Annotated in this window: 6 protein-coding genes; 5 read left to right on the top strand and 1 reads right to left on the bottom strand. The window is 73.7% G+C overall.

Features of this window, described 5'->3' with window-relative positions; genetic code table 11:
* Positions 1 to 116: 116 nt before the first annotated feature.
* On the bottom strand, positions 117 to 710 hold the full coding sequence (locus GPA04_RS14120; RefSeq protein ID WP_241680804.1) for a TetR/AcrR family transcriptional regulator: 594 nt from the start codon (positions 708 to 710) through the stop codon (positions 117 to 119).
* 116 nt (positions 711 to 826) lie between these two features.
* Here GPA04_RS14120 and GPA04_RS14125 point away from each other — a divergent pair, with 116 nt between their 5' ends.
* The 5 genes from GPA04_RS14125 to GPA04_RS14145 all read left to right on the top strand — a co-directional run bounded on the left by GPA04_RS14125 (position 827) and on the right by GPA04_RS14145 (position 16,591).
* Positions 827 to 1,840, top strand: coding sequence for an SDR family NAD(P)-dependent oxidoreductase (locus tag GPA04_RS14125; protein ID WP_156224825.1), 1,014 nt, complete (start codon positions 827 to 829; stop codon positions 1,838 to 1,840).
* 28 nt (positions 1,841 to 1,868) lie between these two features.
* Entirely contained in the window at positions 1,869 to 2,789 is a 921-nt protein-coding gene (locus GPA04_RS14130; protein WP_156224826.1) for an oxidoreductase, read from the top strand.
* Between the two features lie 244 nt (positions 2,790 to 3,033).
* Entirely contained in the window at positions 3,034 to 10,182 is a 7,149-nt protein-coding gene (locus GPA04_RS14135; RefSeq protein ID WP_156224827.1) for a hypothetical protein, read from the top strand.
* A complete protein-coding gene (locus GPA04_RS14140) occupies positions 10,179 to 13,334 on the top strand; it encodes a hypothetical protein (protein ID WP_156224828.1) in 3,156 nt (1,051 codons plus the stop codon). Before GPA04_RS14135 ends, GPA04_RS14140 begins: the two co-directional genes overlap by 4 nt.
* Entirely contained in the window at positions 13,331 to 16,591 is a 3,261-nt protein-coding gene (locus tag GPA04_RS14145; protein WP_156224829.1) for a phospholipase D-like domain-containing protein, read from the top strand. Before GPA04_RS14140 ends, GPA04_RS14145 begins: the two co-directional genes overlap by 4 nt.
* Positions 16,592 to 16,724 lie beyond the last annotated feature (133 nt).

Genomic DNA, 16,724 nt, shown 5'->3' on the forward strand with positions numbered 1-16,724 from the left:
GCGAGGAACCGTCACCTCCCCAGGTATGACGCAACGCAGCACCCACCGCCCTACGACGACGCTTGCGTCATACGTTGCGAGGAACCGTCACCTCCCCACGTATGACGCAACGCGGCTCAGTCGCTGTAGCGCAGGCCGTTGAGCAGCAGCTGGACCATGCGGGTCGCGTAGCCCTCGCCAGCGATCGGCCCGCCCATGCTGAGCTGCGCGACGGCGTTGAGCAGCTCCTGGGGATCCACGTCGGCGCGGATCTCACCGGCCGCGGCGGCGGCGTCGAGCAGCGAGCCGAGCGCGGGGACGAACCGGGACCGGAAGTAGTCGGGCAGGTGCTCGTACGCGCTGTCGCCCGAGTGCAGCGCGGCCGAGAGCCCGCGCTTGGTGGCGAAGAAGCCCTGCAGCCGCTCGAGCCAGCGGCTCAGCGCCTCCATCGGCTCGTACTGCTCGGCGAGGACGGGGGCGGCGTCGGCGCAGGCGTCGAGCTCGTGCCGGAAGACCGCCGCCACCAGGTCCGAGCGCAGCGGGTAGTGGCGGTAGAGCGTCCCGGTGCCGACGCCGGCCTTCGCCGTGATCTCCCGCACCGGTGCGTCGACGCCGGAGCTCGCGAACACCTCGGCGGCGGCCGTGAGCAGCGCGTCCATGCTGCGCTGCGCGTCGGCGCGCACCCGCTTGTCGGGGCAGGCGTCGACCGCAGCCGATTCCGTCGTGGGCACACAACCCCCTTGCGTAAGCGGAACACTGTTCCGTATAGTCGTAGCCGGAACGTTGTTCCGTATCTCCATGGTAGCGCCGCGAGGCGCCACCTGCAGCCTACGAAAAGACACTCACCATGCCTCACGCACAGCATCCCGTCGGCACTGGCTTCACCGCGTTCTCGACCGTGGAGGACGTCATGGCCGGCGTCGACCTGACCGGCGCGAACGTCGTCATCACCGGCGGCCACTCCGGGCTCGGCCTCGTGACCACCCGCGCGCTGAGCGCGGCGGGCGCCTCGGTCACGGTCGCCGCCCGCGACCCGAAGCGGGCCGCTCGCGCGGTCCTCGGGATCAGGCGCGTCGAGGTCGAGCGGCTCGACCTGCTCGACCCCGCCTCGATCGACGCCTTCACCGCCCGCTACCGCCGCTCGGGACGTCCGCTGCACATCCTCGTCAACAACGCGGGGCTGCCCTCCGCGGGCGGCCTCCAGCACGACGCGCGCGGCTACGAGTCCCAGCTCGCCGTCAACCACCTCGGCCACTTCCAGCTGACCCTGGGCCTCCAGCCCGTGCTGCGCGCCGCGGGCGGCGCCCGCGTCGTCACCACCAGCTCCGGCGCGCACCGGATGTCCGACATCCTCTGGGACGACCCGCACTTCCGCACCGGCCGGCACCACCCCGACCTCGCCTACTCCCAGTCCAAGACCGCCAACGTGCTGTTCACGGTCGAGCTCGACCGCCGCTGGTCCGACGGCGGGATCCGCGCCTTCGCGCCCCACCCCGGCATCGTGCCGGCGACGGCGTTCAACGGCTCCGCCGGTGACGAGGCCCGTCGGGCCATGGGCCTGATCGACGATCTCGGCAACCCGATCATCGACCCCACCCGCGGGGTGAAGACCCTCGAGCAGGGGGCCGCGACGATCGTGCTCGCCGCCGCCAGCCCGTTGCTGGCCGGCATCGGCGGCGTCTACCTCAACAACGGCGACGTCTCGCCCGTCGACGCGAGCACCGGTCCCGTCGACATGACCAGCCCGCCCGCCGACGTCGCACCCCATGCGATCGACCCCGGCTCGGCTCACCGGCTCTGGGAGCTGAGCGAGCAGCTCGTCGGCACCCCGACGCTCGAGACCTACTCGCTCGTCGTCTGACCATCTCACCGCACCAAGGAGATTCACCATGACCACGCAGATCGCCACCTACACCGCTGAGACCGCCGGCACCTGGCAGCTCGGCGACCGCACCGTCAACCGCATCGGGTTCGGGGCGATGCGCCTCACCGGCATGCCCTGGGACCCGGCCCCACGCAGCCGCGAGGGCGCGATCGACGTGCTGCGTCACGCCGTCGAGCTCGGTGTCGACCACATCGACACCGCCGCCTTCTACTTCCTGCCGACCCGCGCGTCCAACGAGCTGATCGCCACCGCGCTGCAGCCCTACGCGGAGCAGCCCGTGATCGCCACCAAGGTCGGGCCGAGCCGGTCCCGCGACGGCGGGTGGGAGCCCTACGCGCGACCGGACCAGCTCCGCGCCCAGGTCGAGGAGAACATCCGCCAGCTGGGCCGCGACCACCTCGACGTCGTCAACCTGCGCTGGGGCTCGGGCCTGACGAAGGAGGCCGGCTCGATCGCCGAGCACGTCGGCGCGCTGACGGAGCTGCGCGACCTCGGGCTGCTGCGCCACATCGGCGTCTCCAACGTCTCGATCGAGCAGCTCCGCGAGGCGCTCGAGGTCACGCCGGTCGTCGAGGTGCAGAACCGCTACGGGCTGACCGAGCGCACCGATGACGACATCCTCGCCCTCTGCGGCGAGCGCGGCATCGCGTTCGTGCCGTTCTTCGCGATGGGCGCGGCGCTCCCGGGCGCGATCCCCGGCGGCGCCGTCGACAGCACCGGAAAGCTCGAGGTCGCCCAGGTCGCGGCCGTCCACGGCGCCACCCCCTCGCAGGTGCGGCTGGCGTGGACGCTGCACCGCGGCGCTCACGTGCTCGCTATCCCCGGCACCGGCGACCTCGGCCACCTCGAGGAGAACGTCGCCGCCGGCGCGCTGCGCCTCACCGATGACGAGCTGGCACTGCTCGACGGCGTCCGGTTGGCCTGAGCCGGCAGCTCCGCTAGCGATGCGGATCCGATGCACCTGGTACATCGGATCCGCATCACAACGGGGGGCAACAGCCACAGGAGACCGCGCGCTTCAGGAACAGGCAGCCCCTCAGCGCGGCGTGTCGGGGTGGAAACGCCGCGCGTCGCCGCGGCAGGTAGTGGTTGTGGCATCAACCTCGTGACAGTGCCGCCACGCAGGCGTACGGTTCGCCTCCTCTACCCCGACGTCGTGGAGCCCGATCGTGGCGAAGCGTGGAGTCACCCTGCTCGACCTGTTCGCACCTGGCGGGAGTCAGGCGCTGCTTCCCGACGAGGTGGCCCGGCGGCTCGAGGATCTGGCCGTCGTCGATCTGCGCAGCACCACGAGCGGTGGCACCTTCGTCCACGAAGGGGTGGTGCAGCCGCTCTCCGACCTCGGGCTGCCCGCGCTGCGGGACTGGCCGGTCGAGATCCCGGGGCTGAACACCGGGCTGCCGTTCCGGCTGGTCCGCATCCGGACCCAGCCCGGCGCGACCGACAGCCTGGAGCCCGCTGCGGACGCCGCGTTCCTCGACCTGGTCGTCGACCGGATCGCGATCACGATCCCCGGGCTGCGGCCCGCCATCCTGGTGCCCGCCACCGCCAGCTCGCCCGCGCACCTGCTCCCGGACCCCAGCCGCGACGCCGTCAAGATCGTCGGCTCGGGGGTGATGCGGATCGACCTGACCGGAGCGGCCGAGATCGTCAGGTTCGTCGACTTCCCCGACCCGTTCGACCCGGCGGCGCCCAACGGGCCGGTGCACCGCGTCACGTTCGAGCCGATCAGCTTCACGTTCGGCTCCTCCGACATCGGCATGGTGATCGACCGGGTCGTCTACGACGCCTCCGAGCAGATCACACCGCCGGAGATCCTCGCGCGCGGCCAGACCCCGGGCTGGCAGGGCATGGCGATCGCGGAGGCGACCGTCCTGCTCCCGCTCAAGGGCACCGCCGTCGAGCAGATCAACGCCTCGGTCAAGGACGTCATCCTCGGCAGCCCGGCCGGCATGCAGGGCACGGTCTCGGTCGAGCTCGGCCGCACCCCGATCGCCGGTGCCGCCGTGCAGTTCACGCAGGACGTCGAGGGCACCGAGCACCCCCGCACCCCTGCGGGCAGCGGCCGCGAGCTCACCGTGCCGCTGGTCACCGGCAGCCCGGCCGCCGCACGCATGCGGGCCACGCTCTCCCCAGCCGCGCAGGGCCAGCCCAACCAGCCGCGGGTCCTGTGGACCCTGCCGGACGCCACCCGCATCGCGGATCCGGACACCGGCTGGTTCGTCACCGAGGTCGGCGAGACGATGAACGGCGTCTTCTCCGAGCTGGTCGACGGCGAGCGCCGGTACGACCTGCCGATCACCTACACCTTCACGGCATCCGACGAGGACGAGGTCGAGCACGCCTCGATGATCGACGCCGTCATCCCGGGCAGCACGATCGCCAACGTCGTCTCGCTCTCGGGTACCAGGGACGCGATCGCCCAGGTGGACCTGCAGTCCCGGCTCGCCGTCCCCGACGCCGCCCACATCCGCTGGCAGTACGGCTCCGGCGCGGGTGCGCAGACCGGCACCGGCCACGACTTCACGGTGTTCCCGGACGAGGTCGGCACCGCCTACCTCGTGATGACCGACGGCGACCGCACCCGCCGGGTGCGCATCGACACCCTGGCGGAGGGTGGTCTGCTCGTCGGCGCCGAGGATGGCGTCCACGACCACACCGGCGAGCTGGTCCCCGTGCGCGGCGTCGACGCCACCTACGCGCTGGCTCCGTTCCACCGTGCCGGCGAGCTCACCTCGCACCGGGCGGACGCGACGGCCTCCGGCTCCACCGTGACCGTCCCGGACGGCGGGCTGGCCGCGGTCACCGTCGAGCTGGGGAGCGGCACCGACCCGGCTGCGCCACCCGCTCCCGTCGACGTCCCCGAGGTGCGCCACCTGTCCGTGCTGTACGAGTTCAATCAGGACGATCCTCGGCTCTGGCGAGCGGAGTACCGTCCATCGCGGTCCACTGCCTACCAGAACGTCGCGGTCACCGATTGGGCGGCGCTGTTCACCGGGGCGACGGAGTTCTTGGTGATCGGCCACTGCTGCGACCTCGGTCCCGATGACCTCAACCGCGCGCTCGCTCGCCGCAGGATCGACGCGGTGGTGCCGCTCCTTCCCTCCGGACGCGTCCAGACCCGCGGCGAGCAGGAACCCGTCACCGCTGCGGTCCAGATTCTGCAAGGTGCGGTGGCAGCGTCCGAGCTGAGCGCGACCGAGCGTGCCGTGGGGCGCACCATCTTTCTCGATGGAAACGACATCCCGCCCTCGCATCCGCAGCACGGTGTCACCGAGCTCCCGATCCGCAAGGAATACCGCCGGATCGATGTCTACGCCATCGGTGGCACCTACGACCCGCCCGCCGAGCAGCAGGCCTCGACCGACCCCCAGACCCGCGACCCTGCGCTGCGCCGTTCGTACGTCCCCGGAGCCGACGCCGCCGAGATCGCCCCGCCGGGCGAGGTGAACAGCCGGCTCGGCTACCTGGTTCGCCTGACCGTCTCGTGGGACTCGCCCACGGTCACCAGCTGGGCCGACGCCGTGCCCACGCTCGCGGAGATCACCCTCGCCTGGTCGAGCGACCACGTCACGATGACCGACGAGAACGACGACGAGACCGACGTCCCGGTCTCCTCGCCGTCATCCGGTGGGACGCCGTCGACCGAGGTCTGGACCATCACCGGCCGCTGGGCCTACGACAACCGCTCCGGCCAGACGCTGTTCTCGCTCTCGGTCGCCTCCGAGGGTGACCCGGAGGGGATCGTCCGCTTCGACTCCTCGTTCCTCGCGGTCGCGCTGGCGCTGGCTCCCGCGCTGCTCGGCGGCATCGGTGGCGGCGGCGCCGCGAACGGCGTGGTGCAGATGTCGGCGCTGGCGATCGCGAGCGCCGTGATGGCCACGATCACCAAGGAGGGCTGGGTCGTCATCCACACGATCTCGGCCGAGTACCGGGCGCCGTCGATCGACTCAGCTCGCGGCATGAAGCTGCGCGTCACGGTCGACTACACGGCCGCCGTCGGAATCTCGATCTCCGCCGACGGCATCGGCTCGATCGCGACCGCCGACGGCCACCCGCTCAAGGTCCGCTACACCAAGGTCGGGATCGAGTACGACGACGCCGCGACCGAGTGGTACGACAAGGTCGGGTTCGTCTTCGAGGACGTCTCCTTCGACGTCGCCGACCCGGGCCGCTGGCAGATCGAGGGCCCGCTGGGCGACCTGCTGGCGATCACCGGCACCCGCGCGGGCTCGGGCTCCTCGTGGTTCGAGTGCGACCTGGAGTTCGCCCTCGACCTCGGCGTCGTCAGCATCGAGGGCGCCACCATCCGGGTGATCTTCGCCGACGGCGACGTGTCGGCCGAGCTCCGCGGCCTCGCCCTCGGTGTGGACATCCCCGGCGTCCTCAACGGCCGGGGGCAGGTCGTGATCGGCGACGGCGGCGCGTTCGGTGCGTCGCTGGAGCTCGAGCTGGTCTCGGTCGGCGCCAAGGGCCTCGGCGCCCTGGAGTTCGACCCCGCGCACGACTACCTCTCGATCCAGCTCGGGCTGCTGCTGCCGGTCGGGATCCCGCTGGGCGCGACCGGGCTCGGGATCTACGGCTTCCTCGGGATGTTCGTCTCCAACGGTGCCCGGCAGCTGCCTTCGGGTTTCGACAACGACCCCGTCGGGCGCGAGATCGCGTGGTACCGGGACACCCCGCTGCTCGACAAGTTCGGCCCCGAGCGCGGCCAGTGGGCGATCGGGCTGGGCGTCGTCGTCGGCACGATGCCGGATCAGGCGTTCACGTTCAACGCCGTCGGCATGCTGGTCGTGGCGTTCCCCGATCCCGAGGTGATCTTCGCGATCGATGCCAAGCTCGCCACCCGGCCGGACCTCGCGCCGAAGGCGCAGGGCAGCGCGCCCGGCGCCGGGCTGGAGATCCTCGGGCTGGTGGTCATCGACGACCAGGCGGTGCTGGTCGGCATCCGCGGCCGCTACACGATCCCCAAGGTGCTCACGCTCAACGTCCCGATCGACGGCTACTTCCCGTACCCGAGCACCCCGAAGGACGCGTTCGTGCGGGTGGGCTCCGACGGTGTCGTCGCCGAGGGCCGCGGTGGCGACCCGGTCCAGATCATCCTGCTTCCGGAGACGCTCGACATCGAGGCCTACGCGTTCCTCATGATCGAGGAGAAGAAGCTGCACAAGCTGGGCGGCGACCCCCGCTTCAGCTTCGACGGCTTCTCGATCGGGTTCGGCGCGGGCATCGAGATCGGCTGGGAGGCCGGCCCGTTCAAGCTCGCCGCAGGCGCGAAGATCCTCGTCGGGCTGGGCACCAACCCGTTCCTGCTCAAGGGCATGTTCAAGGTGTGGGGCACGCTGTCGCTGGTCATCGTCGAGGTCGACGTGGACGGCGAGCTGATCTGCACGGTGTGGGACGACGGCGGCCTCAAGGTCAACCTGACCGGCAAGTTCTGCGGCAAGGTCTCGTTCTTCTTCTTCTCGGTGTCCGGGTGCGTGGGGATCTCGATCGGGGACTCGCTCACACCCGAGGCGCCGCCACCACCGCCACCGATCGGCAAGGTCTCGCTCACCGACCGTCGCGGCCAGACCACCGCGGAGGCGAGCACCGGTGCACCGGGACCGGAGCAGACCGTCTGGCCCGACACCGTTCCCGTGATCGAGCTGATGCACCACATGGCGGTCGACCTCGGCGCCTCGGCGTTCACACCCGGCGCACCGCCACCCGGCCCGGTGTGGTCAGGCACCTCGGAGATGAAGTACGCCTACCGGCTCGTCGGCGTCGAGATCGTGCCCGACGGCGGCGCACCGCTGGGCGGTCCGCTCGCCTCGGGGTGGTGGTTGCCCACCCACCGTCCGGGTGTGCTCGCCGGCGGCGACGTGGCCGTCTCCGCCGAGGAGGCGATGTTCCTCGCCCTGCTCGCGTGGGACCCGGCGCCGTGGACCTACTGGCTCACCGACGGCGGTGCCGGCACCGACGGCGACCCGTCGCAGACGCCCGGCCGGCTGTGCGACCCGCCGCCCCGGCCGGCGCGGACGTGCCTGCTCGGCAAGGACGCCGAGCGCACAGGCGTCGACGCCGTCGAGCTGCCCCCCGAGAGCCTCGGCACAGCACCGTTCCCCTCCCGGTTCACCGGGTACGGGCGGGAACGGATCGCGGGCAGGGTGCTCGGCGTGGCCGCACCGTGGCTGGCCGCCCAGGGGCTGGCGCTGGTGCCCGGTCATGTGGCCGACGGCATCTGGTGGCTGGCCGCCGCGACCCGGTACGGGTTCACCGAGCGCACCACCGAGCTGCGGGTCACGCTGGCGCCCCAGGTCGTGGAACCCGAGCTGCGGCTGCTGGTGTGCACCGACCACCGCAAGCGCCCGGAGCACGGCGGCGGGAAGCCGGTCGGCACGTGCGCCGTCGTCGGTGACCACCACCAGCCCGACACCGATCTCGGGACGGCGAGCTCGATCGACGGCGTGAAGATCGAGTCGCACGGCGCGACCTTCACCACACGTGGTGACCCGGTCACCGTGCTGCTGCCCGAGGGCGGCATGGTGGCCCACCTGCCGGAGACCTCCGACGTCGTCGAGGTGGGCTTCATCTGCTGGGACAACGGCGAGGTCAAGCTGATCGGCCTCGACCGTGACGGCAACGCCGTCGCCGACGGGTCTGTGCCGCCCGGCGCGGTCGGCCCGCAACGGGTGACGCTGACCGGAGCCGGCATCGTCTCGATCGAGATCCACGGCAGCACCTGGATCGGCGTCGAACGGATCTGCTGGGGCAGCGCGGAGCAGGAGGAGCCGGTGGGCACCTCGGAGCTGCCGCGCGTGATGGGCCAGCTGGTGGGCAACGGCGAGCGGGAGTGGGAACCCGTGGTCGAGCAGACCTACCGCACCGGCACGGGCACCTGCTCCGTCGTGGTCTACACGCCTCCGAGCCCCGGACGCTGGCGCGGCGTGCGGGTGCTGGAGTGGGTGGGCGGCAGGCGATCGCCCGCACGCGTGGGCTGGATGCAGCTGTGCGGCATCAGCGCCTCGGCGCAGGGACAGGCCGACGCCAACGCCGACTACGCCTCCGACCTCGCCGAACTCATCAACGGGCTCGCCGGTGCCAGCGACCCGCAGCCGCCGCACCGGAGCCTGCTCGCCGCCGGCACCGGCTACTCCGTGCGGATCCGCTGGCAGTGGCAGGGCTGGGTGAAGTCCGAGAGCACGCCGGAGCCCGAGGACATCCCCGACCCCGGAGCGTGGCAGGACGGGCCGGAGGTCGTCCGGCGCTTCCGCACGGCGTCGCAGGCGAGCATCGCCGGCAACCCGCCCACCGAGCTCACCGACGAGAAGACCTTCGATCCGCGATCGCTGCTGCGGTACCTGCTGGCGTTCGAGCCGGACACCGGGCAGGCGCCGCACCTGCTCGACGACACCCTGCTGATCCACCTCGCCGTCGACCACCTCGACCAGCTGGCGGGGCTGTACGGGCGCGATGTGGGGCTTCGACTGCGCCGCACCGACCCGCCGCCGGGATCGCTCGCCGGCCAGCCGCACGCGCCGGACGAGCCGATCGACGTCGCCTGGACGAAGCTGCACGACCACTACCGGCCGCTCGGCCAGAAGCGCTTCCTCGACGCGATCCGGGAGGCGCCCTGCCTCGAGGAGCCACCGCTGGGCGGCACCACGGGCGAGATCACCGCGGACCTCGTGCCGGGTGCCTGGTACGACCTCATGCTGATGGCGACGCCGACGGCGAACCCCGCCTCGGAGGACCTCGTGGTCCGCCGTGCCCACTTCCAGGCGTCGTTCTACCGGGACGCCCCCGACCTGCTCGCCGCGCTCGGGCTGTCGCCGACGCAGAGCCCGCTGATCGCGCCGGACGCCGTCCTGACGGCGCCACTGCCGGCCGGTCCGCTCGTGGTCGGTGACCGCGAGCTCGACGAGGCGATGGCCGCCGTCGGGCTCGATCCCTGGCCGCTGCCGGTGGCGGGCCGGACCAGCGTGCTGTGGTGGCACGACGGCACCTCCTGGCTGCTCAGCGGCGTGCTGCTGGAGCTGCCCGAGCCGATCGTGCGGACCGGGCGGCGCGCGCTCGACGTCACCTCCTGCAGCCACGGCGGCGTCCCGCTGGTCCAGCGGCGACGCAACACCAACGGCACCAGGGTGCTGCTCGGCCCGGCCGCGCCGACCGCCGTCAGCCCCTCGGGTGCCGACCCTTTCCAGGCCCAGCCGCTGGTGATGCAGCTGACCCGCACGCTCACCGACCGGACCGGAGCGACCTCGGCGACCGTCGTCACGGGCAGCCGAGCCGCGCTCACCGCGCCGCGTGCCGTCTACCAGGAGGTCGGATCGTGAACCCGAGTCCCTCCTGGGCCATGAGCGGCCAGGCGATCGACGGCCGCGAGGACACCCACCTCGCCGTGGGGAACCACCTGCGGATCGTCACCAACCCGCTGCTCGGGCTTCCGGTGTGTCCGGTCGTGGTCCACCGGGTCACCATCCACATCAAGTCGCTGCAGCGCCACACCCGCAGCGACGCGATCTGGGTCGCCGCGAACGGCACGATCCTGACCCCGCCGTTCACGTTGACGCCCGACAACCCGGTGACCGCCTACCTGCCCCGCACGGCGTGCTGGGCCGAGGTCGCAGCGACGCCGGCCAAGGGCGACTGGAAGCCGCCGGTGGTCGGGCCGATCCGCGACGTGGTGCTCGGGCCGGTGGTCTCGCCGGTGCTGGGTCCGATCAGGAAGCCGGTGCCGGCCGCGGGTCAGCGGGAGCGGCCGACCGCGCTGGTCCGCGCGTCGCGAATCCTCGTCCAGGGCATGGTCGGCACACCGCTGGGCGATGCACCCGTGGCCGTGCGCTCACGCGCGCCGTACCAGGTGTACGCCTCCCACATCGAGCGGGTGGTGGTCAGCGGCTCCGGCACCGTGGCAGGCATCCGGTGGCTGGACCCGGCGCGGGCTCCCGGCGGCAAGCGGTGGCACACGCTGCCGCTGCCGTGCGGCCCGGGCGCCCGGTACGCGGGCCCCGGCGACGGCTGGGACCGCGGGCTGCAGCGGGCGCACGACGCCGCCCCGACCCGCTACGGGATGCACGAGCAGCCGCAAGCAGCCGGTCCGGCCGCGTGCGACCCGGTGGGCGCGGCGGACGAGCGGTTCCGGGTCGAGAGCCACGCCGATGCGCTGAAGAACGAGCTGGACCGGCTGGTCAACGACACCTCGGCGAGCCAGCAGGAGCTGGTGGCGACCGCGGCGGTGACGGGCGTCGGCGGCGGGCTCGGCACCTCCGACCGGAACCTGCTGACGACGGTGCTGCAGGCCACGCTCGACCCGGGGGTGGCGCGCTGGCTGCCGTTCGGCGACATCGACACCGACGAGCAGGACCGGGAGATGCTCACGCTCTACCTGGTCAGCGCCGCGTTCGCGCCGGACCTGGGGGCGATCGGCAAGCTCGGTCTGCGGGCGTCGCTGCCCGGTGTCGAGGAGGCTGCGCAGGTCATCAAGCGGCTCGGCGAGCTCGTCGACGAGAGCTGGGACGGCGGCGAGCAGGTCGGCGAGACCATGCAGCTCGACATGGTGCTGGTGGCACCAGCGACCGTGCCGCTGGATCTGCCTGCGGCACCACCGATGACCGTGAGCTGGGACGGCACCTGGCAGTCGGTGCCGCCGCCGACCGCCTCCCGCAGACTCACCGCGGACCTGGACCGGCTCGTCGCGGGAGCCGCACTGGCCTCGGCGGTCGCACAGCCCGACGGCAGCCCGGCGGGCAGCCGCCACCTCAAGGACGGCGTCGGCAGGCTGGTGCTTCTCGGGCCCTCGCAGCCGCCGACGGCGACCTCGCCGACCCAGGGGCGGCTCACCGATCGTGGCGTCACCGAGGGCGACGGGGCGTGGCAGATCGCGCAGGCGGACTGGTTCGGCCGCTGGTCGGGATGGACCCGGACCCCGTTCGGCGCCGGTGAGCGCCCTCGACCCCCGCGCCCGGTCGTTCTGCTGGCCACGTCGCCGCCCACGGTGCCGACACCGGCACCGACCGGACCGCTGTCGGGGAGGGTGCGGGTCGAGGTGCCGGTGCCACCGCCGACAGCGCTGCCGCCCGGCGCCCGCTCGCTCGCGCAGCTGGAGCTGACCGTGGTGCCGAGCACGGGCGGTTCCACGATCTCGACGCACCCGGCGGCCGGGGACGCCGTCGTGGTCACGGTGCCAGGCCCGGCGCTGCTGCCGACCACGTCCGGATCGGTGACCGTGACCGCGCGCTGGCTCGACACCGCGGCGGTCGCCTCCGAGGTCAGCGAGCCCCGCAGCGCCACCCTGCACGACCCGCGCGCCCCCGCCCCCGTGGTGCTGCCCGCGACGCTGACCTACACCGCACGCCCGGATGCGACCGGCTGGGCGCAGACCACGCTCTCGTGGGGCGCGCAGCCGGGACAGGCCTCGTTCCGCGTCTTCCTGGCCGACGAGACGACGCTGCGCTCGAAGCTCACCGAGATCGCTGCCGGGACGCTGGCAGCCGGAGATGCTGGGCAGGCGCCATCGGCGAGCCAGGCGCAGACGATCCTCGACGCGCTCGACGCGGCACCGGGCGCACCCGAGCGCGGCGCGGTCTGGGAGGCGCACAAGACCCGGCTGCCCCGGCGCTGGTTCCTGCAGCTGACGCCCGAGCCGATCCCCGCGAGCGCCACGACGACGTTCCGGCACCAGGTCTCCGGGGCGCTGACGGTGCTCGTGCTCTACCGGGTGGTGGCCGTGAGCGCGGCGAGCGTCGAGTCCGACTTCCGGACCTCGCCCATCCTGCCGCGGGCGGTCCCGAACGTGCTGGCGCCGCCCACGCCGTCGATCCGCGTGACCCCGTCCACCACCGCCACCGGCAAGCTGCAGGCGACCATCGCGGTGACTGTGCCGCCCGGCCGGACACGGGCGGCGCGGTGGCGGCTACGGCGGGCCAGCGCCACCACCGACGCCGCCCTGATGCCGCTGGTGGCGCACGGGCTGGTGACCGCGCCCGCGACCGGCGGCGACCAGACGTTCGAGGTCGTCGACACCGGCGATGCACCGGGCGTGAGCCGGACCTCGCTGTCCGGCTGGGTGCGGTACGCCTGGCGGGTGGAGGTCGCCGGTCCCGACCTGCCCGGTGGCGGCCCGTCCGGGGAGTGGTCCGCGCCCTCGGCGCCCGCGTCGGCGGTCGTGATGCCCGGCGAGCCACCGTCCGAGGTGACCAGCATGACCGCGGTGCGCGACGCCGTCGGGGTCCACGTCCGGTTCAGCCACGCCGGTCCCCTGCAGCCGGGCGCGAGCAAGGGCTACGTGGTGGACGTGTACCGCCGTCGGCCGGGAGAGCCGATGCAGATCGCGACCTCGGTGCCCGGGCTGGGCGGCGGCTCGGCGGGTGCGTTCGACGTGCTCGACCCCGACCCTGCCGTGCCTGCCGGCACCGGCTACCGGGTGGTCGTGACCGACCCGATCGGGCGGCGCTCGGCACCGAGCGAGGAGGTGGTCGCACCATGACCGTGCTCACGCCCGCACCCGCCGAGCTGGGACTCGAGGGGCCGGTGCTGGGGCCCTGGTTCTCGACCGACGTCACGCTGCCGCCACCGACCGACGAGCTGGCGGTCGCAGTGTCGATGCAGACCGGCACCCGCTGGCTGCCCCCGGCCACCGGCCTGCTCAGCTTCGCGACCGGAGGCGAGCCACGGCTCGCGGGGCTCCGCGGTCCAGCGGGCACCCCGCCGTTCCAGCCCGGGCGCTACGTCGCGACCTTCCGGTTGCTGCCCGAGGTCGAGGTCAGGCTGGCTGCACTTCTCGCCGACGTGCCGGCTGCTGACGGCGGGGGCGCAGGCGCGGGCGTGACACGGGCGGTCGTGCGGACCTTCGCGCTCGAGCTGCCCGAGGAGCCGGGCACGATCGCGGCGCTCGAGCCCCGGCTGGTGCCGGGAATCCCCGACGCGGGCACGATGGGCGAGGAGGCGAAGAAGGCCTACCTCGGGCTGACCGGGACGCCGATCGCCGACCTCAAGCGACCGGGGACCTTCCAGGGCGGCACCGACGCCGTGCTGACCTTCCCGGCCACGACAGCTGTGCGGCTGTTCGCCTTCGACACCCGCGGCCGCGCCATCGACCCCGGGGCCGTGGCGGCGTGGTGGGCGCGGCTGGCGACGTCGTTCACCAACCTGTGGGCGCCGGGGCCCGACACCCGGACCGCGACCGTCGACGACCAGCGGACCGTGATCCTCTGCGGTCCGGACGAGGCACCCGCGGGCGACGGCGTGCTGGCCCGGCTCGTCGTCACCGGCCTGACCGGTACCGGCGCCGTGCGGGTCGCGGGCAGCGAGACCGCGACCGTGGCGCTCACCGGCGGCAGCGCGCAGGACGCCGGCCAGCCGCGTGCCGCCGTGCTGCCCGCCGGCAGCTACGGCTCGTCGGTCTCGTTGTGGTCAGGGGGCACCCCGGTCGGCGGTGTGACCCGCGACTGCGTGCGGGTGGCCCTCGTGGACGTCGAGTCGCACGTGACCGGGCAACCACGGGTGGCGGCATCCGGCGCGGCGGCACCCGTCGTCCGACGCGCCGCCGACCAGGCCCGCGCATCGACCGCGACCGTGGTGGCCCGCGCCACGGTCGACGCGACCGACACCGTGCTGCTCGCCACCGCGGACGCGGCGATGGCCGCGCTGGTCGGCACGATCGCGGCCGGGCCGGCGACGGTGCTCGCCCCGGTCCTGGACCGCGCAGCCGGTGCGGTCGCGGTGCCGAGCCTGCCGGCGATCGCCCCGCCGTCGAGCATCAGCGGGGTCACGGTGACCGCGCTGACCGGCGGCGGCACGGCCGCGGACGGCGTGGTGCTGCGGCAACGCATCCTGGTGACGGTCCCGTCCGATCCTGGGCTTGCCGGTGCCTGGGTACGCGTGTGGCCGCAGTACTTCGACCCCGCGACCGGCCGCCACGTGCGCGGTGCGGGTGGCGGCGGCCTGTTCGACGCCACCGGCACCGCCCGCGTGGTGGTGCGGCTCGCCGACGGTGCGGTGACGCCCGCGAACAGGATGGGCCTGGACGTCATGGTGGTGACCGCCGTGGGGGCGACCCGATACCCGGAGGTGCGGCTGGAGCGCCCGGCGCCGGTGGGCGGGGCGATGGTGGCGCTGGCCTCGGCGGGCGCAGCGGTGCTGGTGTGCGAGTCGGGGGTCGAGATCTCGGGGGCCGTGGCCGCCGGTGCGGTGCCGTCGGGTGCGACCTTGGTCGCGCTCACGGCACCACCGGCGCTCATGGACCCCGCGTCGATCCCCGCCACGGCGTGGTCGGCGCCTGCGGTGGGGCCGGCGCTAGGCGCCGATGACACGGTGCTGCTGACCGAGCCGGCGTGGCGTGGCTGGCGCGGCGGGGAGACCGCGGCGGTGCTGGGCGGCACCGGGGCGAGCGCGAGCGCGCTGACCCGGACGCTGCTGCTGCGGCCGCTCGCCGTCGCGTCACCGCTGCCGACGCAGTCGCGGGACGAGGTGGTGGCGGTCGCGCTCGCGTCGGGTGTGGCGGAGCCCGCGGAGGCCGCGGTGGCCGCGGTCCGGCCGCTGGGGGCTCACCACGAGGTCGGGACGCACCAGACGGGGCACCCGGGGGCACCCGCGGACGACGAGCGGCACGGCACCGGCGCACGGCTGCGTGGGCCTGCCGTGGTGCCGGTGGCCGAGCTGGCGCGCGAGCGGACCGAGCCCTCGACCGCCGAGCTGGCCGTCGCGGCGGCGACGCCGCTCACCCAGCCGGCTGCGCCGTCGTCAGCGGGATCCTGGGCCGCCGTGCTGCGCACGGTGGCGGCCCGGGTGGAGTGCGAGCCCGGGCTGGTCGAGGCGATGGACGCGCTCGGCCTCGGCGCGTTCCCGTGGGAGCAGCCACTCGCGGACCTGCGCACGTGGCTCGTCGGGCTCGGGGTCACCGTGCCGGCGGCGGCCGACGCGGCAGCGGTGAGCATGCAGCGCGCGCTCAACCGGCGGCTGCTGGGGGCGCGGTGGGGCTACCGGGAGGCGGCGACAGCGCTGGCGGCGCGGTTCGCCGGCGCCCAAGACCTGGTCTATCTCGAGACGCCCGCGCTGGACGCGCTGCCGCTGGGCTCCGGCGACGACGCCCTCGACGTGTGGGGGGCGCTGACGGCTCGGTTGACGGAGAACCCTGCGCTGCGCGTCCTGGTCTGCCTGCCGCTGACGCTTGCGCCGGGAGCGCCGGCGAAGCTGGGAAGGGTGCGCAACGCGGGCGTGCTCGCGGGCCTGGCCGCGCTGCGCGCCGCGGGCGGCGACCGGGTCGCCGCGTTCACACCGACCACGGGCCCGGGGCGGTCCCTGCACCTGGACGCGACCACCGTGGTGGTCGACGACGCGTGGGCACTCACGGGCGGCACCCACCTGTGGCGGCGGGGGCTCTCGTTCGACACCTCGCTCGCGGTCGCGGTCTTCGACGAGCGGCTCGACGGCGGCCGGCCGGCCGAGGTCATCGGGTTCCGGCGTGCGTTGCTCGCCGGCCGGCTGGGACTCGCGCCCTCGCTCCTGCCGGAGGACGCCGAGGAGCTGGTGCGGGCGGTGCGCACCCTCAGCAACCGCGGCGGCGGGCTGCGGCTCGCGCCGGAGGTGCTGGAGCCGCCGGTGCCCGAGCCCTCCGAGCTCGACACCCGCGTGTGGAACCCGGACGGGAGCTTCGTCGGCGGGTTCAACTTCATGGACTGGCTCGCCGGGCTCGCCGCCGGCGTGCAGGCTGAGATCCGCGAGGAGGTCCCGGGCGAGGCCTGACGTCGCTACCGGGATGAACCTGAGCCCATATCTGCCTTGCGATGCGGATCCGATGCACCTGGTACATCGGATCCGCATCGCAACGGGGGTCACGCGTGGTGGGGCGTCGCAGGCCGACGAACCGGCAGCCGGG

Origin of the sequence: Pseudactinotalea suaedae (assembly GCF_009733815.1) — a bacterium.
Taxonomy (GTDB): Bacteria; Actinomycetota; Actinomycetes; order Actinomycetales; family Beutenbergiaceae; genus Pseudactinotalea; species Pseudactinotalea suaedae.